The 20,612-nt window shown below is 57.7% G+C and carries 14 protein-coding genes; 10 read left to right on the forward strand and 4 right to left on the reverse strand.

Annotated features, from left to right (window positions below):
- Positions 1-6: 6 nt before the first annotated feature.
- Entirely contained in the window at positions 7-990 is a 984-nt protein-coding gene (locus AC5SEO_RS16790) for a DUF1839 family protein (RefSeq protein ID WP_174068645.1), read from the forward strand.
- Positions 987-3,443: a glycosyl hydrolase 2 galactose-binding domain-containing protein gene (locus tag AC5SEO_RS16795; protein WP_113291867.1), complete on the forward strand. Its 2,457-nt coding sequence runs from the start codon at positions 987-989 to the stop codon at positions 3,441-3,443. The genes AC5SEO_RS16790 and AC5SEO_RS16795 overlap by 4 nt, the downstream gene beginning before the upstream one ends.
- Here the strand turns inward: AC5SEO_RS16795 and AC5SEO_RS16800 are convergent.
- Positions 3,414-5,231, reverse strand: a complete 1,818-nt coding sequence (locus tag AC5SEO_RS16800) for a serine aminopeptidase domain-containing protein (protein ID WP_113291866.1) — start codon at positions 5,229-5,231, stop codon at positions 3,414-3,416. The genes AC5SEO_RS16795 and AC5SEO_RS16800 overlap by 30 nt on opposite strands.
- 346 nt (positions 5,232-5,577) lie before the next feature.
- On the opposite strand from AC5SEO_RS16800, the gene AC5SEO_RS16805 reads away from it, so the two are divergent.
- The 4 genes from AC5SEO_RS16805 (at position 5,578) to AC5SEO_RS16820 (ending at position 11,747) form a co-directional block, all read left to right on the forward strand.
- Positions 5,578-8,295, forward strand: coding sequence for an ABC transporter ATP-binding protein (locus tag AC5SEO_RS16805; protein ID WP_003516808.1), 2,718 nt, complete (start codon positions 5,578-5,580; stop codon positions 8,293-8,295).
- A gap of 43 nt (positions 8,296-8,338) precedes the next feature.
- The gene (locus AC5SEO_RS16810) at positions 8,339-8,794 is read left to right on the forward strand and encodes a cyclic nucleotide-binding domain-containing protein (protein WP_003516807.1); all 456 of its coding nucleotides are present in this window, start codon (positions 8,339-8,341) and stop codon (positions 8,792-8,794) included.
- A 188-nt stretch (positions 8,795-8,982) separates the two neighbouring features.
- Entirely contained in the window at positions 8,983-9,843 is an 861-nt protein-coding gene (locus tag AC5SEO_RS16815) for an MBL fold metallo-hydrolase (protein ID WP_495363902.1), read from the forward strand.
- A 209-nt stretch (positions 9,844-10,052) separates the two neighbouring features.
- Entirely contained in the window at positions 10,053-11,747 is a 1,695-nt protein-coding gene (locus AC5SEO_RS16820; protein WP_003516805.1) for an adenylate/guanylate cyclase domain-containing protein, read from the forward strand.
- A 37-nt stretch (positions 11,748-11,784) separates the two neighbouring features.
- Here AC5SEO_RS16820 and AC5SEO_RS16825 read toward each other — a convergent pair whose 3' ends face one another.
- Together AC5SEO_RS16825 and AC5SEO_RS16830 are read right to left on the reverse strand one after the other, a co-directional pair.
- Positions 11,785-12,267 carry a class I SAM-dependent methyltransferase gene (locus AC5SEO_RS16825; RefSeq protein ID WP_003516804.1) on the reverse strand — a complete coding sequence of 161 codons (483 nt, stop codon included), beginning with the start codon at positions 12,265-12,267 and terminating at the stop codon, positions 11,785-11,787.
- A 79-nt stretch (positions 12,268-12,346) separates the two neighbouring features.
- Positions 12,347-13,687, reverse strand: coding sequence for a nucleotide sugar dehydrogenase (locus AC5SEO_RS16830; RefSeq protein WP_003516803.1), 1,341 nt, complete (start codon positions 13,685-13,687; stop codon positions 12,347-12,349).
- A 128-nt stretch (positions 13,688-13,815) separates the two neighbouring features.
- Here AC5SEO_RS16830 and AC5SEO_RS16835 point away from each other — a divergent pair, with 128 nt between their 5' ends.
- Both AC5SEO_RS16835 and AC5SEO_RS16840 read left to right on the forward strand, forming a co-directional pair.
- Positions 13,816-14,913: a glycosyltransferase family 4 protein gene (locus AC5SEO_RS16835; RefSeq protein ID WP_174068646.1), complete on the forward strand. Its 1,098-nt coding sequence runs from the start codon at positions 13,816-13,818 to the stop codon at positions 14,911-14,913.
- Complete coding sequence (locus AC5SEO_RS16840) at positions 14,910-15,653, forward strand: polysaccharide deacetylase family protein (RefSeq protein WP_174068647.1); 744 nt, start codon at positions 14,910-14,912, stop codon at positions 15,651-15,653. The genes AC5SEO_RS16835 and AC5SEO_RS16840 overlap by 4 nt, the downstream gene beginning before the upstream one ends.
- On the opposite strand, the gene AC5SEO_RS16845 is transcribed toward AC5SEO_RS16840, so the two are convergent.
- On the reverse strand, positions 15,645-16,607 hold the full coding sequence (locus AC5SEO_RS16845; protein ID WP_174068648.1) for a glycosyltransferase family 32 protein: 963 nt from the start codon (positions 16,605-16,607) through the stop codon (positions 15,645-15,647). The two genes, AC5SEO_RS16840 and AC5SEO_RS16845, sit on opposite strands and share 9 nt — an antisense overlap.
- A gap of 213 nt (positions 16,608-16,820) precedes the next feature.
- On the opposite strand from AC5SEO_RS16845, the gene AC5SEO_RS16850 reads away from it, so the two are divergent.
- A complete protein-coding gene (locus AC5SEO_RS16850) occupies positions 16,821-18,713 on the forward strand; it encodes an ABC transporter ATP-binding protein (RefSeq protein ID WP_174068649.1) in 1,893 nt (630 codons plus the stop codon).
- Positions 18,710-20,611: an ABC transporter substrate-binding protein gene (locus AC5SEO_RS16855; RefSeq protein ID WP_174068650.1), complete on the forward strand. Its 1,902-nt coding sequence runs from the start codon at positions 18,710-18,712 to the stop codon at positions 20,609-20,611. The genes AC5SEO_RS16850 and AC5SEO_RS16855 overlap by 4 nt, the downstream gene beginning before the upstream one ends.
- Position 20,612: the final 1 nt, after the last annotated feature.

Here is a 20,612-nt window from a genome sequence, read left to right on the forward strand (position 1 = left end):
CCATTCATGCGGCAGATTTTCCCCGGTCTCGATCCCAAAAACTATGTGCAGCACTCGCTTCATTCGTCGGAAAGAATGTGGCCGGAGACCAATTGCTACATCGATTTGTGGATCGAGGTGCTGGCCTCGAAAGGGTTGCCGCCTGAGGCCATGTTCGGCTTCACCCTGACGCAGGATTTCGAAGGCGACCAGTTCACCTTCTTCAAGGTGCCGCTGGAAGATCTGGAAGCACTTTATGGCGTTCGAGCCACCGAACTTGCGATCTTCGACCGGGTAGAAAACCATATCGAAGCGCAGCTGGAGCGCGGTCGCATCTGCCTGATCGAGATGGACAGCTTCTATATGCCCGATACCCACGGGGTGGGTTACCGGAAGGAACATGGCAAGACCACCATCGCCATCAACCGGCTGGACCTTGCAAACCGGGAACTCGATTATTTTCATAATGCCGGCTTTTTCCACCTGTCGGGCGAAGATTTCGACGGCCTGTTCCAGCATCATCTGAGAGAGAGCGAGCCGCCCTTCCTGCCCTATACGGAATTTGCGAAATTTGCAGACAGCAACCCTTCGCAGGCGCATATCCGCAAAACGGCCGAACGGCTGCTGAAGTTTCATTTTTCACGGCGACCATCCGACAATCCGGTCAGGTCTTTTGCAGCCGTGTTTCCGGCTCAGGTCGAGAAGGTGGCAGACCGTCCGTTTGGCTTTTTCCACAAATATGCCTTCAATACGCTGCGCCAGCTCGGCGCCAATTTCGAACTGGCGGCGAGCCACCTCGAATGGCTGGACAAGAGCGAATTTGCTGAAGCGCGAGACCACGCGCTGCGCATATCCGAGGTCGCCAAGACCGTGCAGTTCCAGCTCGCTCGCGCCGTCACACGCCGTAAATTCGACGCGCTCGCCTCGGTGCTCGATCCGGCTGCGGAAGCATGGGATGGTGTGATGGAAGCCCTTGCGGCGAAATTGTCGAACACCAGCGAGGCCGCGTGAGGACTTATCTTCCGCGCGAAAGCGAAAAATTGCTGAGTGAAGGCTGGACGCTGACACTGACGTCCGCCAATGCCTGCGAAACGCCCTCGGAAATTCCCGCAACTCTTGAAAGCTTTCACGTATCCGTTCCCGGAACAGTGGCGCAAGCTCTGGAACTGGCCGGGAAATTCGACCGTTTCAATCCGACACCATTGAACGACAGGGATGCCTGGTACCGTCTGACGATGATTTCCGATGTGCGGGAGCGGGCGATCCTGCGCTTCGACGGCCTGTCGACGATTGCAGAAATCTTCCTCAACGGCGAACTGATCGCCGCCAGCCAGAGCATGTTCGAAAGGCTGGAAGTGCCGGTTGAACTGACGGGCGCGGACGAACTTTCGATCTGCTTCCGGGCACTTTCGCCAAGGCTCGAAAAAACCGGTCCCCGCGCCCGCTGGCGTCCGCAGATGATGAACACCCAAGGTCTGCGGCTGATCCGCACCACGGCGCTCGGATATATGCCAGGCTGGTGCCCGGAAATCCATGCCGCCGGCCCATGGCGACCCATCAGCCTTAGAAGACAGGCAGGCGTGCTTTGCACAGTCCGGTCCTCGCTCGACGAAACCGGGACGGGAACGGTCAACATCGCCCTGGAGGCGAACCACGACATTCCATCCGCACGGCTCACCTGCGCCGGTTACAGCACCGATCTTTCCAGAGGTGAAAACGGCGAATTCTTGGGCGAACTCCGGATACCCGATGTCGAGACTTGGTGGCCGCATACCCACGGCAGACCGGCGCTTCATGAAGTCGTTCTGGAACTGGATGGTAAGCAACACAGGCTCGGGCGCACCGGCTTCAGGCGCGTGGAGGTGGATTACGGCGAAGACGGAAACGGTTTCGGCATCCAGATAAACGGGCACCCCGTTTTCTGCCGGGGCGCAGTCTGGACGACCGCCGACATCGTGCGCCTGCCGGGAACAAGACCGGACTATGAGCCTTGGCTTCGAAAAGCTGCCGAAGCCGGTATGAACATGATCCGCATCGGCGGCACGATGGCCTATGAAACGCCGGAGTTCTTCACGCTGTGCGATGAACTCGGCATCATGGTTTGGCAGGACGCCATGCTTGCCAATTTTGATTATCCAGCAAAGGATGAGGCGCTCAGCCAGCATATCGTTACGGAAATCTCGCAGTTCCTCGAGGCGACCGCCCTTTCCCCTTCGCTGATCGTTTTTTGCGGTGGTAGCGAAATGTACCAGCAGGGCGCGATGCTCGGTCTGCCGGAACAGATATGGAAGGGAACGCTCACCGAGACAATTTTGCCCAACGTCCTGGCCGAAAAACGGCCAGACGCGGCCTATGTGGCGAATTCCCCTTCAGGCGGCGCCTTGCCCTTCTTCCCCAATGTCGGGGTTGGTCATTATTACGGTGTGGGCGCCTATTGCCGTCCGCTGGAAGATGCCCGCCGGGCCAATCTCCGCTTTGCCGCTGAGTGCCTGGCCTTCGCCAATATTCCCGAACAGGAAACGCTGGACAGACATCTTCCCGCACTGGCGGTGCATGATCCGCGCTGGAAGGCGCGCACGCCACGCGATCGCGGCGCTTCCTGGGATTTCGAGGATATTCGCGACCATTATCTGAAACTGCTTTACGACGTTGAGCCGGACGTGCTGCGTCGGGAGGATGGCGGCCTCTATCTCGACATGTCTCGTGCCGTCACTGCCGAGGTCATGGAAGCAACCTTCGCCGAATGGCGTCGCGACGCGTCCTCTTGCCGGGGCGCCCTGGTGTGGACCTTGCAGGATCTCGTTCCCGGCGCTGGCTGGGGTATCATCGATGCCACCGGCAGACCAAAATCCGTCTGGCATGCGCTGAAAAGAGCGTTTCGTCCCATCCAGGTCAGCCTTTCCGATGAAGGTACCAACGGGCTGGACATTCATGTCATCAACGAAACCGGCGACAACCTTAACGCCATGCTGGAACTGACCTGCCTGCGCGATGGCACGCAACCCGTCGTCCATGCCAAACGGCCGCTCACGCTCTCGCCGCGACAGAGCCAGACCATCGCCGCAACCGAATTGTTCGGCGCCTTTTTCGATACGACCTATGCCTATCGTTTCGGCCCGCCCTCCCATGATGTGACGGTAGCCCGGCTCCGCGATGTCGCGACCGGATCTGTCATCGCCGACGCATTCCATTTTCCTCTCGGTCGGAAAAAAGCACTGCACGCCGCCAACCTTCAGGTGGGGGTGAGCGAGGCGAACGGCATCTGGTCGCTCGAGATCGGCACGGACCGGCTGGCGCAATCCGTCCATATCACGGCGCAAGATTACCGCGCCTCGGAAAGCTGGTTCCATCTCGCACCCGGTGAAACCAGAAAAATCAACCTCCTGCCGGAGACAGTAACATCCGAAACGCCCCCTTCCGGCGATGTCGTCTCGCTAGGCTCCAGCCGGCGATTTTCCTTTTAGAGCCATCAGCTTCACCGCATCGATGTAGGCTTTTCTGGCCTCAGGCGTTGAAAGATTATGGTCGGCGTCAGGAATAATCGTCAGCGACACATTCCGGTAGGCCGAGAGGCCCCTGCCATCGGCGTTGAAATAATACCGGAAATGCTCAAGCCCGTCGTCATTGTCGCTGTAAAGCAGGCTAATGGACACATCCCTTGTCTTGAGCTTGTCGAAAGCACCGTAGACGGCACGCCCTTCCTCGCTCCCCCGGCGGGAAAGCCTTGCCGTTTTTATCGAAAGCTTCTTGAGCGTCGCCTTGGCGATATTGCGACCGGCGCTCACCACATCAACATCGCCGCTGACGAGACGCTTGAACGTAGCGCCCTGGCGAAAACGCTGGCTGTATTCCCCAAAGGACCGTGGCGGTTTGTGCAGCGCTTCATCGACCGAGCGGCCTTTCCGCCAGTGGAACACAACCGGATTAACCGCAACCACCCCGCTGATCCGGTCATCGGCAAGCGCGCCATTGAAGGCGAGGTAGGCGCCACTGCAGCGCCCAGCAGCAACGACGGGTCCTTTGCCACGCCGACTGAGAAAATCGAGCGCAGCGGCCACGTCGTCATTCTGCGCCGCATCGTAAAGAACCTGATCGGGCGCGTTTTTGACCGGGGGGCTGTCGGCAATATTGGCCGCGTCGAACCGCAGCGAAGCGATACCCTCCCGTGCGAGCAAACGGGCCGTTTGCACGGAAAGCCTGCCCCAACCCGCATGCCGGTCGTAGGCCGCGCCCAGCAGAAGGACCGAGGAGACCGCCGGCCGATCGTCAGGCTCGCAAAAAACACCGAAAAGCCGACCGGCTTCGCCAAATTGCACCGGCTGTTCCAGAAAACCGCGACCGCGCTGCGGAGTGTTGACGATGAAGTCCTCCTGCGGATCCGCCGCATCCGTGGTCTGGGTCTTGGACAGGACCCAATCCCGAAGCCGCTTCACCACATCGCCGGGTATTTTCGAGAGTGTAGGACTGGATACGAGATCGTCATATCCCTCAAATTCCGCCTCCCCCACCTCGGCACCAATCGCGGCGAGTTGTTTGGCAAAATCGCTGTCGCTCGCCCGGCCCGGTCTCGTCAGCACCAGAATGCTGCGCCCAGGAGCGGTATCCAGCTTTGCAAGATTGACCTTCTTGATAGCATCAGCAACACCCACCGGCATGGCCATGCCTGCAATTGCCCCCGCCTCCGCCATGCGCTGCCCGGGACGAAGACCAAGGCCATCGTCAATCATGGACGACCACATCGCCAGTTCGCGAAGATAGCTCCGACCAGAGACGACGGGCGCGAGAAGCGCCATGGAACCGACGGCCGCCGCATCGGCGAGCGCCTGTATGGCGATCAGACAGCCGAGACCCTGAGCGATGACGACCACCCTGGAACAGCCGGAAAGACGTTTTAGATAATCGAGCGCCGCTCGCGTGTCGGAAAGCCAATCCGCCGCACGGTCGACATCCTCCGGATCGAGCGCATCCCCGGCGCCATGATAGTCGAATCGCAGGCTGGCGACGCCGGCCGCCGCCAGCCGTTCAGCCACAACCCGCTGAAACTTGCGAGTGCACAGTTCCTCCATGCCCCAGGGGCTGACGAAAAGAACCGCATGATCCTGTTTGACCTCTTTGCGCGCCGGGTGAAAAACACCCGTGCATCCTTGAAAAGAAACCGGATGTGCGATCGACCCATCGGATGCAATGCCCGAGAGCGACAACATGTCAGGGGACGGTTCACCGCTTGCACGCTCTGAAATATCTATCGCCATCGACCTTGCAATCACTACGCCTGTGTCGGCTCAACCATTTGCGGGATAACTATACCGGAGCGTCCTAACGTCCTGTTCTACAGTAAAACCAATAACATTAGGGAAGTCTAAAAATGTAGTCGTCTCAATATCGAATGTGGAATGCACGTTACAAAAACAAATATCGGGGATCGTGGGCCAGCCTCGGCACGGGCGCTATTTTGCTCGAAACCGCTTGAATATACTGATAAATAGCGAGTCACATACCTATTTGCAGGAGGGGATCCCGCCACCCGGCAGCCTGACCGTCTTGACACCGCGCAAACCAACACGCCGGGCCCTGCCCGACAGGTCATAGAAGTTTTATATGGAACAAAGCCTTACGCGTTATATCTGGTCGCATACGAAGCGGCAGCAGCTTTTCATTCTGCTGATCGTCGCCCTGTCCATGATCCCCTATTTCCTCGCCTTCGATCTGCCCAAACAGATCGTCAACGGGCCCATTCAGGGAGACGGCTTCGAAGGGGCAAACGCGACACAGCTTTTCATGCATCTCACGGTCGATATTCCCTATTGGGGCACCGTGACGCTCTTCCCCGGGCTCGAACTCAACCGCATGTCGATGCTGATGGCGCTCAGCCTCACCTTCCTTGCGCTTGTCGTCATCAACGGGCTTTTCAAATATTATATCAACACCTTCAAGGGCCGCCTCGGCGAGCGACTTCTCAGGCGTATCCGTTTCGAACTTATTGATCGGATCCTGCGGTTCCCGCCCACGCATTTCAAGCGGGTCAAGGGTGCTGAAATCTCCAGCATGGTGAAGGACGAGGTCGAACCGCTGGGCGGATTTACCGGCGACGCCTTTGTGCAGCCGGCGCTTCTCGGCGGTCAGGCGCTCTCGGCACTCTTCTTCATTCTCGTGCAGAATTTCTGGCTGGGTCTTATTGCGGCTTTCATGGCCGCCATCCAGGTCGGCATCATCCCCAAAATGCGCCGTCGCCTCATCGAACTCGGGCGCCAGCGGCAGCTGAGCGCACGCCAGCTTGCCGGGCGCATCGGCGAAATGGTCGACGGCATCGGCACCATCCACGCCTATGACACCTCCAATTTCGAGCGTGCCGATGCCTCGCACCGGCTCGGCGACATCTTCAGGATCCGCTACGATCTCTACCAGTGGAAGTTTCTGGTCAAATTCATCAATAACTTCCTCGCGCAGCTCACCCCTTTCTTCTTTTATGCACTGGGCGGTTATCTCACGCTCAAGGGCAGCCTCGATGTCGGGCAGCTGGTTGCCGTCATCAATGCTTATAAGGAACTGCCAGGACCGCTGAAGGAGCTGATCGACTGGGATCAGGCGCGTCAGGATGTTCAGGTAAAATACGAGCAGGTCTTCGAGCAGTTCGATGCGTCGAACATGATCGATGACAAGGTGCAAAAACTGTCACCGGGAGCAGTCGCGGCAATTGCCGCACCGATCGTCGTCAGCAATCTGACGCTCGAAGACGATAGCGGCAGCCGGCTTCTGGAACAGGCATCGTTGAAGATCGAGGCAGGCGAGGTGATCGCCATCGTCGGTGGATCGGGAGCAGAGGCGCTCGCGGATGCTATCGGCCGCACGCTCTGGCCGACTTCCGGCAAGGTGAGCATCAACGACGTCGACATATTGGAATTGCCTGAATCGCTGACGGGTCGGCGCATCTCCTATGTGTCCTCGGACAGCTATTTTTTCCACGCCAGCCTGAAGGACAATCTGCTTTACGGTCTCAAGCATGCACCGCTTGTCGAAAAGCAATACGAAGGTGCAGCGCTGGAACACCGCAAATGGGAGATCCGCGAAGCCAAGCTTGCGGGCAATCCGACGATCGACATCAACAGCGAATGGATCGACTACGCTTCAAGCCCGGCCGGTGATGGCAAACCGGAAAACCTCATCCAGGCCGTTCTGGCTGTGCTCGACAGCGTGGAACTTTCACAGGATATTCTGGAATTCGCGTTGCGCTCGACGATCGACCCTTTGACCGACCTGCATCTTGCGGCCCGCATTGTGGAACTGCGACATGTCCTGCGCGCCGAACTGGAAAAGGAGAACCTGAGCGGCCTCATCGCTCCGTTTGAGCTGGAGAGCTACAACAGCGAGGCTACCGTGGGCGAGAACCTGTTGTTCGGTACCATGCGCGACTCATCACAGTCGATCAGAACCGTCATCGAAAGCGAATATTTCCGTTCGCTGATGCGCGAAACCGGCCTCGTCAAAACCCTGTTCGAAATGGGGTATACGATTGCCGAAAACATCGTGGAAATCTTCGCCGACCTGCCGGGTGACCACCCCTTCTTCCAGCAGCTGACATTCATGACGCCCGACGATGTTCCGGTCTATCAGCAAATGCTGCAGCGTCTTCAGAGCAGGAGTTTCGACGAGGCCAATGAAAGCGAAAGACGCGCGATGCTGCGGCTGAGCTTCTTCTACATTGAGCCCCGGCAGCGTTTCGGCCTGCTGTCACCGGAAATCATGAACCGGATCGTTGAAGTACGGCACATGTTCCATGAAAACCTGCCGGACAGCCTGAAGAACGTGATCGAAATCTACGATCCGACGAAATACATGAGTGCCACCAGCCTTCTGGACAATATTCTCTTCGGCAAGGTCAGCCATCGTTATACCGACGCATCACGGCGCATCACCCACATCGTGGCCGAGGTCATGCGCAAGCAGGGCGTCTATGAGCGTGTGCTTGCGGTGGGTCTGGATTTCAACCTCGGCGCCGGCGGCAAGCGGCTCGGGCCACTCCAGCGGCAGAAGCTCAATCTCGCAAGGGCGCTCATCCGCAAGTCCGACTATTACGTCTTCAATCGCCCCCTTCCCGGCCTCGATCCGCGGCAACAGGAGGAAATTGTCGAACGGGTCATCACATTCCTGAAACAGAACAATAATAACCCGGCGATCGTGTGGGTTCTGTCGAATGCGACGCTCTCGCGCATGTTCGACCGGGTCATCGTCGTCCATCAGGGCCTTATCAGCGCTGATGGAAGTTACGAGACTCTTGCGCAGGAAAACGGTACATTCAAGGATATGGTCGCAACATAAATCCAAGAAAGTGACCGAGGTGGAACAAGAACAGGGTAAGGCAATGCTTTTCAAAGACGAAATTCAAATGCTGAAACGCGTCCCGTTTTTTTCGGAAATGGAACCGTCGAAGCTCAAACTTCTCGCATTCGCATCCGACCGCGTGTCCTATCACACCGGCGACATGCTGTTCCGGCAGGGAGATGTCGGCGATGCGGCCTACGTCCTTTTGACCGGCAAAGTGGATGTTCTGGTCGATTCTCCGTCGGGCACGTTAAAAGTGGCCGAAATGACCGGTAATGCGATCGTCGGTGAAATCGCCATTCTCTGCGACAGCGTCAGAACCGCAACCGTGCGCGCCTCCACCAACGTGGAAGCCCTGCGTATCGGCAAGGAACAGTTCTTCAAGCTCATGTCCGATTTCCCTGACATTACCATCAAGGTCATGCGCGTTCTTGCCGAACGTCTCACCCAGACGACGACGGAGCTTAGCAAAGCGCGTGCAAACGCGAGAACATGAGCCGCAATTTCTTGCTACCGTGGATGGCGATGTTGGAAAAATAAATGTCGCACCATTGCAATATAAATGAAATGCTGACTGAATAAGGGTAAGGGCGTCCGCCAAAAGAGAGCGGATATAATAATCTGTAGAGACAACGGGCTTCATGGGAGGAAGCGTGCAAGATTCCGTTGTAATCGGGGTGTGTCATGGCGTTCGATTCCGACATAGTAAGTCGGGAAGGTAATAAAGATTTTCGGGTAAAGATCTGGGGTGCGCGGGGAACGCTTCCTGTTTCAGGTGAAAACTTCCGAAAATATGGCGGGAATACCATCTGCATCGAGGTACGATGCGGAGATCATGTTCTTTTGTTCGACGCGGGTTCGGGGTTACACCCTGCTGGTCTGGCGTTGCGGGCGGAAGGTATTACCGACGTCAACCTGTTCTTCTCTCACTGCCATTACGACCACATCGTCGGCTTTCCCTATTTCAAGCCGTTCTACAATAGCTCCAACGATGTCGCCATCTGGTCGGGTCATCTTGCCGGCACCATGACAACGCGGGAAATGCTCAAGGACTTCATGAGCCCGCCATGGTTCCCCGTACCGCTGGAAGTCTGCTGCGCAAAAATGGCAACGCGTGACTTTATGCCGGGCGAGGTCCTGGATGTTCATCCGGGCCTCTCGATCCGAACTGGAATGCTCAATCATCCGGGCAACGCCATCGGGTATCGCCTGGACTGGGCGGGAAAGTCATTCGCCATCATCACCGATACCGAACATGAACCGGGCAATATCGACAAGAACGTGCTTGATCTGATCAAGGACGTCGATCTCTTCCTCTACGACGCCATGTTTACCGATGAGGAGATGGGCCTTTATCGCGGTTACGGCCATTCGTCCTGGCAGGAGGCGATCCGCCTTGCCAAACTGGCAGGCGCAAAAAATGTCGGCTTCATCCACCACGCCCCAAGCCGCAGCGACGATGAGCTGGACGATATCGAAAAACAGGCAAAAGCCCAGTTCAGCGGTGCATTCGCGACAATGGACGGCCAGATCATCGACCTCTGATCGCGGTCACCAATCTCGTGTTGCTGGCGTGCGTTTGACGCTTTTTTGAAGCCTGATTTGTATCATGCGGCGAACCGACGTTCGAACACGCACAATTGACCATCGCCGGCCCATTGCTCCACGATATTGCCACGAGATACCCTGCATTAAAGACACCAGAGCACACTTAATGATGATTCTGCGCCAAATGACCGCATGATGGGATTTGCATGATCCGTTTCTTTTCGGAGACCAATTTGAGACGCGCCCGGATCTTGTCCGGCCTCATCATTTTTGCCTTTGTATTTTCCCATCTTTTCAACCATTCGCTCGCTCTCATCTCCATCGATACCGCCGAGCGGGCGCGAAAATGGTTCAGCCTGATCTGGCTCAATCCCGTCAGCAGCCTGCTGTTTTATGGGTCGGTTGTGGTGCACGTCTGTCTTGTCCTGCGCTCGCTTTATCAGCGCCGGACATTGCGCATGCCCCTTCGCGAAGCGCTGCAAGCCATACTTGGCCTGTCGATCCCGTTTTTGATCATCAGCCACGCCGTCAATATTCGCGTGTCGCACATGATCTACAACATCGACGTGGGATATTACTCGGTCGTTCGCCGGCTCTGGATCAACAACCCCATGGCCGGCGCATGGCAAAGCCTCGCATTGATCGTGATCTGGACCCACGGGTGTATCGGCCTGTTTTTCTGGTTACGTTACCGGGACTGGTATCCCAAAATTGCCGGGATATTCATGACTGTGGCGGTGATGCTGCCTTTGTTGGCGCTTCTGGGCTTCAGCGATGCCGGCCGCTGGCTGGAGGAGGTGGACAGAAAATACTCGCTTCCTCCCGGGCTTGCAGATACCACCGTTCAAAGAGACGACATACCGTTGCAACGGGAGATGGAGACGCGTATCCGTTTCGTTACCGACGCAACGGAAGCGATTTTTGTCGGCGCGGTCATGCTGGTGTTCGTCTTGCGCGGCGTGCGCAGCTGGCGACAGAGATCGACGGCTATCGAAATCCGTTATGAGCATGGCGCGCAAGCGCGCGTCCCTGCCGGGCTCAGCATTCTGGAGGCCAGTAGACTCGCGGGCGTACCGCATTATTCCGTATGCGGCGGCAAAGGACGCTGTTCGACCTGCCGGGTCAGGATTGTCGAAAGCAAAGGCCCGCTTCCGCCTCCTGGAGATATCGAACAAACCACTTTGAGGCGCATCCATGCCGATTCAGATGTGCGGCTCGGCTGCCAGTTGCGGCCCACCCAGGATATTGGAATAGCGCTTCTGGTATCGCCGCCCCAACAGAGCGACCTGCCAGCGGATGCGCAACCGGCACGGCCGGGCAAGGAAGAGGAGATCGCCATCCTCTTTTGTGATATCCGCAATTTCACCGCGCTTTCCGAGGCGAAACTGCCATATGACGTCGTGTTTCTTCTAAACCGCTACTTCACCATCGTCGGGCAGGCCGTAGAACAGGCCGGAGGACATCTCGACAAATTCATCGGTGATGGCGCCATGGCTCTTTTCGGACTTGGCGACGATGCAGAAAATGCCTGCCGCAACGCCATGAAGGCCGCCGCTATCATATTGCGGGAGCTTTCAATCCTGAATGAAGGACTGGAAAAACAATTTGCCGTCCGGCTGGAAGTGGTAGTAGGCATCCACGCCGGCCCGACGATCGTCGGCGTCATGGGCTATGGCGCAGCGAAAACCCTGACCGCCATCGGTGACACCGTGAATGTGGCGAGCAGGCTGGAATCCAAGGCCAAGGAATTCGGCGCCGCCATTGTCGTTTCCGAACCCGCCATCATTCAGGCGGGACAGGAGATTGCCGATCTGCGAAGCGAAAAAATCGCCATTCGTGGGAGAAACTCGCAAATGAAAGTTTTCCTGCTCTCGAAAGAAGAGAGCGAGCGTTACCTATAGGGCAATACCGGCGCTCTCGCTGACGGGCCATCCGGCCTCAAATCTTGCGATAGAGAAAATAACGGTCTGTCGGCACGCTTTCCGGCACCGGCAGAGGCTTCAGCATGGGATGATCCAGAGGCAGACCGCTGACCGCAACGCCGCCTTTTGCCAGCATGCCCGCGGCAAGGTCCGGCAGCCATGTCAGGGTAATGGCATCCTTTTCGGGGTAGCCCGTGCCGATATCGGCATGCACCATGGCCGCCTCCACACCGATGAAGGCGGGAGCGGTTTCCGATATTTCACCGATGACGAGATCTTCCTGCGCCGGAACGGAAGAGGCGTGTGCACCCATGGCCCTGTCGAAGGCAACGATACGGCGTTGCGGAAACAGTTCGCGCAAATGATTGAACGTGCGCCCGTTTCCAAGGCCTATTTCCATGATCGCGCCTTCGTCAGGCAGATCGAGATCGGCCTTGACGTGGTTGAGGATATCGCGCTGCGCGGTCAACCGGCGAATGAAACTGTCCAATCTGCTCATAGTCCGTCCGTTCATGAATGCCGGGCATTTTCAGTAAAAGCGTATGGCGATTTTGCTGGAAATGCCCGGGAGAAGGCGATCAGGCCTTGATGATGTGTTTTGCGGCGATATCCCGACGTGCGAAGACGTTTCGCGTATCGATGATCAGCGGCGACCATTCGCAAAGAGCGGCATAGTCCACATTGTCGTGATCGGTCGCGACCAGAACAGCGTCAAAGGCGCTGACGGTCTGCTTGTCCCAAGCCACGGATTTCATGCCCATCAGGTGGCTATATTCCCGGGTTTTCGGGATTTCTGCCACGTGCGGATCATAATAGGCCGCTTCGCCGCCGCGCTCCTGAATAAGCTCTATGAGTTTCAGCGAAGGACTTTCACGAATATCGGGCACATTCTTCTTGTAGGCCAAACCGACCACCAGCACCTTGGAGCGGCTGAGCGCCTTGCCGGAACGGATGTCGAGTGCTTCCGCGACCCTCCCGATGACATGACGCGGCATGCCGGTGTTGATTTCGCCGGCGAGCTCGATGAACCTCGTCGGCAACTCATATTCCCGCGATTTCCAAGTGAGATAGAAAGGATCGATCGGTATGCAGTGGCCACCAAGACCCGGGCCGGGATAAAACGGCATGAAACCGAACGGCTTGGTTTTCGCCGCGTCGATCACTTCCCAGATGTCGATGCCCATGGCCTCGTAGACGACCTTGAGTTCATTGACGAGCGCGATATTGACAGCACGGAAGACGTTTTCGGTGATTTTCACCGCCTCGGCCGTGGCGTTTGTCGAGACCGGAACGATCTTCTTGACCACTGAGCCGTAGAATGCAGCCATCAGTTTCCCGGCAGCCTCGCCATCGCCTGCAACGACCTTCGGAATCGTCGAGGTCTCGAAATCGCGATTGCCGGGATCTTCCCGCTCGGGCGAAAAACCGATGAAGAAGTCGACGCCGGAGACAAGTCCCGTACCTTCCAGAATGGTCTTCACAACCCCGTCGGTCGTGCCGGGATAGGTGGTCGATTCCAGCACCACAAGCTGCCCCCTGCGCAGATGCGCGGCAATGTCCCGGCAGGTCTTTTCGACATAGGAGAGGTCCGGCTCGCGATATTTCGTCAGGGGCGTCGGCACGCAAATGGCAATCACATCGCATTCAGCCAGTCTGGAAAAATCAGACGTTGCGATGAAGCCATCATCGCGCCTGACGCTTGCCAGCACCTCGTCCGAAACCGCCTCGATATAGCTGCGGCCGGCATCGATCGCGACCATTTTACCGGGATCGATATCGAAACCGACGACCTTGAAACCGGCCTTGGCGATCGTGATGGCTAGCGGCAGACCGACATAGCCAAGGCCGATCACCGCCGCTTTGGCGCTTTTGTTTTCGATGCTGGAAAGCAGGTTCTGGGAAACGACTGGGGAAGTCAAAGCGTGTCACGCTCCGCGCATGTGCAAAAAGATGCCTTTCAGTTGGGCAAGAATGGTCAGGCTGTCAAGGCTCGGCCCTCTCAAATTCCGGTTGACGCCAGAGCCATGGGCGACGCACAACCATCCGGATGAGGATCGCTTTTTATTCACCGCTCAAATCGCCCAACCATCCCGTTCCCTCCGGAGACCGGCTGATGGCCCGCCTGCTGATGAAGGCGATGGCGATGAGCGGCCACGATGTTTCCGTCGCTTCCGAGCTGCGCAGCTTTCTCAAACAGGCTGACGATCCGGCGAGGTCCTTGCTTGCCGATGCGGCGACGCACGAAATCGAGACCATCACGGAGCGCTGGCAGCGGGAAGGCGCGCCGGATCTGTGGTTTTGTTATCACCCCTATTACAAGGCCCCGGACTTGCTCGGGCCGGAACTGGGCACACGTTTCGATATTCCCTACGTCACCGCCGAGGCCTCCTATTCCCCAAAGCGCAATGGCATGGGCTGGCAGGCGGTTCAGGACGAGTTACTGGCCGCATTGAACGCTGCCGCCATCAATATCTGCTTCACCGCGCGTGATCGCGACGGGCTTGTCCGCGCCTCTCCCGCACTCCGCTCGGCGATGTTGGCGCCCTTTATCGATGCCAGTAATTTTCTTGAAATTGCTCCGCGCCCCACACCGGGAAAACTCATCACCGTCGCCATGATGCGGGCGGGCGACAAGTTCGACAGCTATCGCGCGCTTCGCGAAGCGCTTGCGCTGTTGCCGCAGGATTTGAACTGGACATTGGATATCATTGGCGACGGGCCGGAACGCGCTGCCGTACAGGCCATGTTCAGCTCTTTCCCCGATCGCCGTCTTATCTGGCACGGAGAAAAAAATGCAAACGAAATCGCAGAACTTCTTTCAAAAGCATCGGTTTACGTCTGGCCGGGGCATGGCGAAGCCTATGGTCTCGCCTATCTCGAGGCACAGGCTGCGGGCCTGCCGGTTATCGCCGAAGCGGTGGCCGGCGTCCCCGAAGTGGTAAAATCCGGAACCACCGGATTACTGACACCGGAAAATGATACAGCCGCCTATGCTGGAGCAATCGAAACTCTGCTCGGCGATGACAAGCGGCGTGAGGACTTGGCAAGGGCAGCCCGCCAGTTCGTAAAAAATGAACGATCTCTGGAAAACGCCGCAAGAGAACTGAACGATATCCTGTTGCGAGCAAAGGCACGAACATCATGAGTCTGGAAAAACTCGTAGCGGCACTGGATGAATGTGGACGACGCGGCATAACGGCCGATCTCTGGCTCAGGGACGACGATGCGGTGGAACCGACACCGGCGCTCGACACGCTGCTCGATCTTTGCAGCAACTTTTCCGCGCCGGTCACGCTTGCGGTTATTCCCGAGATGACGACGGACAAGCTCGCGCAGCACCTGGATACGACTGACATTGCCCATGTCGCCGTGCATGGCTGGTCCCATACGAACTATGCCACCGAGAAAGAAAAGAAACAGGAACTCGGATCACACCGTGACCTGTCCATCGTTCTCGACGAGTTGCAATCCGGACTGGAAAAACTGCACGATCTGCATGGCAGGCGTTTCGTGCCTATGCTCGTTCCGCCGTGGAACCGCATAGATGCCAATGTGGTGCAGGGACTGGCAGACCTCGCATATCGAGCGCTCTCGGTTTTCGGCCCGGAGAAAGACACTGTGCCACCTTGCCTGAACACCCATGTAGACGTGATTGACTGGCACGGCAGCCGAGGTGGGCGCGAAGACGACATCCTTTTCGCCGAGACCGCCGCCCGCATCCTGCAGACTGCGGAGCACGGCGGCACGACCGGCATCCTCACCCATCATCTCGTGCATGATGACAACGTCTGGCGTTTTCTGAAACGGCTGTTCGAAATTACAGGCAAACATCCTGCCGCGCGCTGGCGCTCCTCGGCGGAACTCGTCAACCAGATATCACCATGACTTCCAGGCAATCAGCAAACCACCCGTCTTGGTGGCAAGTTCGCGCCTGACAGCTTCGACCTCCTGCAACGCGGCGCGATCGGCGAGAGAAGCGGCAACAAACCCCGCCGGCGCAAGGCTGATGCTCCCAGCCCGAGCGATGACGGTAAAGATCAGCGGGCCCGTCGACCACCAGGCTGGCGCACGCGGCATTTCCTCAAGAATCCTCGGAAACGCTTCAAGCATCCTGCGGAAGACCGGATGGCCAGCAGGTGTCGCAATGAAAGAGTTGGCAAGAAGCATGCTGCCCTGCCCGGTATCGCGCGGCGTTTCTTCATCGAACGCCGTCAGCCCTACCAGTGGCAGGAAAGCATCGAAACTCGCATCATCCCGCGCCGGATACCAGTCGCAATCAAGATAGATGCCACCAAAACGCTCCAGCACGACATAGCGGGCTACATCGACAGCGCCGGGATAATCGCCGTCTTCCAGCATCGTCCTGAAGACGTCATTCGAAAATACGCCTTCCCGCTCAAGATCGGCCTCCCGCCAGAGGTGATATTCGTAACCATGCGAGGCGGCATGGGCGGCCCAGGCCTTGACCGATACGGGCGGGGCCTTGTCTCCGATCCAAATCTGGTGGATGCGCCTGGGCACGTCCTCCCTGCTTTTCAGATTGATAGCGCGGTGCTCCTCCAGGGAAAAATGCGCATATTTTGCAAGCACCTGCGGCGGCGGAACCAGCGTATATTGATAGCCGATCCTCGCGACCACATCGCCTTCAGCCTTGGCAAGACGCAGCCGTGCCGCATGCAGCCGGCGCGGCAGACCGAGCACTGTCCGTTCACCCATCAGGTGCCCGTCCTTTACTGCAACCAGCGATAAGAGAAGCGCATGCGCTTCCGTATATTGTCCTTGGTTTTGCAACTGCCGGGCTCTATCCAGCTGGGCATCGTAATATTTCTTGTCGGACATGGATCCTCACCCGGGAACGTTCGTTAACATATCGCCAAACACAAGCTATCAGGCAAGCCATTGCAATTTGGAAGCCGGCTTTGAATTTGCTAAACAATTCGATGTTTCAGAGGCATAGACAGACAACAAACCCTACGATAACGTGCCTTTAAGCCCTCCTGAGCAAATTGTCACAAGACAACGATAAAGAGAGACGGCAAGGAACCCTTTAGCATGAGCGCAGGCGCAGATTTGCTCCGTATTGAAAATCTGCGGGTCTCGTTTTCTCTTATGGGTGGCACGATTGACGCCGTGAGGGGTGCCAGCCTTCGCATTCTTCCGGGAAAAGTGACCGCGCTTGTCGGAGAATCCGGCTCCGGAAAATCCGTCATCGGCCAGACGATCATGGGTATCCACCCCAAGACGGCGCGCGTGAACGGACGCGTGCTGTTTACCGATCCCGCAAATGCCGCAGCCGGCCCCGTCGATCTGCTGCAACTGCCGAAGGACGGCCGGGAAATCCGCGCTATACGCGGAAATCGCATCGGGCTGATTTTTCAGGAACCCATGACGTCTTTTTCGCCGTTGCATACGATCGGCAACCAGATTGACGAAGCGCTGAGAATCCACAGCATCCTGTCGCCGGCCGAGCGCGCGGAAAAAATGTATGAGACGCTCGACCTTGTAGGGTTTTCCAACCCGAAGAAGGTCGTGAACATGTATCCCTTCGAATTGTCGGGCGGCATGCGCCAGCGCGCCATGATCGCCATGGCACTGATCTGTCGCCCCGCCCTTCTGATCGCCGACGAACCGACGACGGCTCTTGATGTAACCATACAGGCGCAAATCCTCAAACTACTGCGCGATCTCCAGAGCCGACTGAACATGAGCATGCTGCTCATCACCCACGATCTCGGCGTGGTGGCAAACATCGCCGACGAGGTTGCCGTGATCTATCAGGGCGAGATCATGGAAGCTGGAACGGTCGACGATATTTTCAAGGCACCGAGCCACCCCTATCTCAAGGGCCTGATGGCCGCCGTGCCGCATTTCGACATGAAGCCGGGTGAGAGGCTGAAGGCGCTTCGTGAGATCACCGTCGACCACGAAAGCCTTGTCGGCAAGAAGACCGCCGCAGTGAACAAGACTCCCGGCCCGCTCTTGAGCGTAGAGAATATCAGCAAGACCTTTACGACCCGGAAGTCAAGCTGGTTCAGCCGCCGCGATGCCAATGCCACCAAGGCGGTCAACAGCGTCAGTTTTGAAATCCGCCGGGGAGAATGCCTTGGCCTCGTCGGCGAAAGCGGCAGCGGCAAGACAACCGTCAGCAAAATCCTCATGCGCGCCGTTCGCCCGGATGAAGGCTCCGTAACCTTTCACCGGCCGCAGGGCGATATCGACGTCCTCAATGCTAGGGACGGCGATCTAAAGGAATTGCGGTCGAAGATACAGATGGTCTTCCAGGACCCGATCTCATCGCTTTCACCGCGCATGACCGTGCGCAATATTTTGAGCGAGCCGCTTGAAATCCATGGACGGGGCGATGCGAAATACCGCGCGGAAAAAGTCCGTAATCTCGTCAAGGCCATCGGCCTTGGAGAAAGCGCGCTGAACCGTTATCCGCACAGTTTCTCAGGCGGCCAGAGGCAGCGTATCGGCATTGCCAGAGCCCTGGCGTTGGGTCCCGAACTGCTGATCTGCGACGAACCCGTTTCTGCCCTAGATGTCTCGGTGCAGGCGCAAATCCTCAACCTGCTCAAGGATTTGCAGAAGGACCTCGGACTTACCTACCTCTTCATCTCGCACAATCTGGCGGTGGTGGATTACATGGCGGACCGCGTGGCGGTGATGTGCGAGGGCCGCATCGTCGAGCTGGCGCCGCGGGAAATCATGATGCGCTCTCCGGTTCACCCCTATACAAAATCGTTGCTGGCGGCTGTGCCTTTTCCCGATCTCGACCGTCCGCTCGATTTCCGCACCATCGGCAAGATCAGCGCGACGGGCAAGTTCGACTGGGGCAAGCAATTTCGCGACGAGGGTGACGGCGAAATGATCTCTGCCGATCTTGGCGATGGCCATTTCGTTCTCGCAAATGGCAATGCCGACATCAGGGAGCTTCGCTCGTGATTACGCGCCGCACCACCCTTGCCTTGATGGCCTCCGTCTTTTTGCCGACCTATGCGCGCGCTGCCTATACCGACCCCGCCTACTTCAAGGAAAAGCGGGAAAAAGGTGAGCTGCCTGATATTACCGAGCGCTTGCCGAAAAACCCGCGCGTCATCGATATGAAGGCGCTTGGCCGGGAGCCCGGAAAACACGGCGGTTCCGTGCGCATGCTGATCGGCGGCCAGCGCGATATCCGGCTTATGCCCATCAGCAACTATGCCCGCCTGGTTGGTTACGACGAAAAATTCGAGCTTCATCCCGACATTCTGGAAAGCTACGACGTTCAGGACGAACGCATCTTCACCTTCAAGCTACGCGAAGGCCACAAATGGTCCGACGGCAGCGATTTAACCTCCGAGGATTTCCGGTATTTCTGGGAGGATGTTGCTCTCAACAAGGAAATTCACAAGGGCGGCCCGCCAATCGAACTGCTGGTCAACAACAATCCTCCCCAGATCGAAGTCATCGACCGGCTGACGGTGCGCTATACCTGGGAAGGCCCTAACCCCGATTTTCTGGCGAAGCTCGCAGCAGCATCGCCTGCGCGGCTTTTCCTGCCCGCCGCCTATATGAAGCAGTTCCACGTCAAATATCAGACCGCGGAAAACCTCGCCAAGCTCATCAAGAAGAACAAGGCGGATGACTGGAGCGGGCTGCATATCAAGATGTCGCGGCAGGTCCGTCCGGAAAATCCCGCTCTGCCGACGCTGGACGCCTGGCGCAATACGACTTCGCCACCGGCCGAACAGTTCGTTTTCGAGCGCAATCCCTATTATCACCGTGTCGACGAAAACGGCCTGCAACTGCCCTATCTCGACCGATTCCTGCTAAACGTCACCTCCTCCGACATCATCTCGGCCAAGACGGCGTCGGGTGACAGCGATCTGCAATATTTCGGCCTCGATTTCGCCGACTACACCTTCCTGAAGGATGCCGAAAAGCGCTTTCCTCTGAAGGTGAACCTCTACAAACGCTCTCAAGGGTCGCGCATTGCGCTTCTGCCCAATCTGAACTGCGCCGATCCGGTATGGCGGAGCTGTTTCCAGGACGTGCGTGTGCGCCGCGCAATGTCGCTCGCTATAAACCGGCACGAAATCAACATGGTCTGCTTTTACGGGCTGGCCAAGGAAAGCGCCGACACCGTCTTGCCGGAAAGCCCGCTTTACCGACCGGAATTTGCCGAGGCCTGGAGTGCCTTCGACCGGGCGATGGCCAACAGGTTGCTTGACGAAGCAGGTCTCGATAAGCGCGACAGCGCCGGCTACCGGCTTCTGCCGGACGGCCGTCCAGCCTACATCATCGTCGAGACCACAGGCGAAAGCACGCTCGAAACGGACGTGATGGAACTGGTCACGGACCACTGGCGGCATATCGGCATTGCGGTTTCGGTCCGCCCGACCCAGCGCGATGTCTTCCGCAAGCGCGCCATGGGCGGCGAGGTGCTGATGTCGGTGTGGATGGGCATGGATAATGGCGTGCCGACCCCCGACATGTTGCCTTCGGGCCTTGCGCCCACCGGCGACGACCAGTTGCAATGGCCGGTCTGGGGCATCCACTATCTGTCCGGCGGGCGCGAGGGCAAGGAGCCTGACCTGCCGGAAGCAGCGCATCTGCTCGATCTCCTGAAAAAATGGCGCCGAAGCGTCACCGAGGAAGAGCGCGAGGCAATCTGGCTGGAAATGCTTGGTATCTACACGCAGCAGGTATTTTCCATCGGCATCGTCAACGGCGCGCTGCAACCCGTCGTCCATGTCAAACGCATGCGAAACGTGCCGGAAAAGGCGCTTTTCGGCTTTGAACCCACATCGTATCTCGGCATCTACATGCCGGATGCCTTCTGGTATGACGGAGACGCCTGAT

Source organism: Agrobacterium sp. K11 (assembly GCF_059429395.1).

Excerpts from the sequence above, each read along its gene's own strand:
- AC5SEO_RS16790 (WP_174068645.1), top strand. The coding sequence starts at position 7 with ATGCGGCAGATTTTCCCCGGTCTCGATCCCAAAAACTATGTGCAGCAC.
- AC5SEO_RS16800 (WP_113291866.1), bottom strand. The coding sequence starts at position 5,231 with ATGGCGATAGATATTTCAGAGCGTGCAAGCGGTGAACCGTCCCCTGAC.
- AC5SEO_RS16805 (WP_003516808.1), top strand. The coding sequence starts at position 5,578 with ATGGAACAAAGCCTTACGCGTTATATCTGGTCGCATACGAAGCGGCAG.
- AC5SEO_RS16810 (WP_003516807.1), top strand. The coding sequence starts at position 8,339 with ATGCTTTTCAAAGACGAAATTCAAATGCTGAAACGCGTCCCGTTTTTT.
- AC5SEO_RS16815 (WP_495363902.1), top strand. The coding sequence starts at position 8,983 with ATGGCGTTCGATTCCGACATAGTAAGTCGGGAAGGTAATAAAGATTTT.
- AC5SEO_RS16820 (WP_003516805.1), top strand. The coding sequence starts at position 10,053 with ATGATCCGTTTCTTTTCGGAGACCAATTTGAGACGCGCCCGGATCTTG.
- AC5SEO_RS16825 (WP_003516804.1), bottom strand. The coding sequence starts at position 12,267 with ATGAGCAGATTGGACAGTTTCATTCGCCGGTTGACCGCGCAGCGCGAT.
- AC5SEO_RS16835 (WP_174068646.1), top strand. The coding sequence starts at position 13,816 with ATGAGGATCGCTTTTTATTCACCGCTCAAATCGCCCAACCATCCCGTT.
- AC5SEO_RS16840 (WP_174068647.1), top strand. The coding sequence starts at position 14,910 with ATGAGTCTGGAAAAACTCGTAGCGGCACTGGATGAATGTGGACGACGC.
- AC5SEO_RS16845 (WP_174068648.1), bottom strand. The coding sequence starts at position 16,607 with ATGTCCGACAAGAAATATTACGATGCCCAGCTGGATAGAGCCCGGCAG.
- AC5SEO_RS16850 (WP_174068649.1), top strand. The coding sequence starts at position 16,821 with ATGAGCGCAGGCGCAGATTTGCTCCGTATTGAAAATCTGCGGGTCTCG.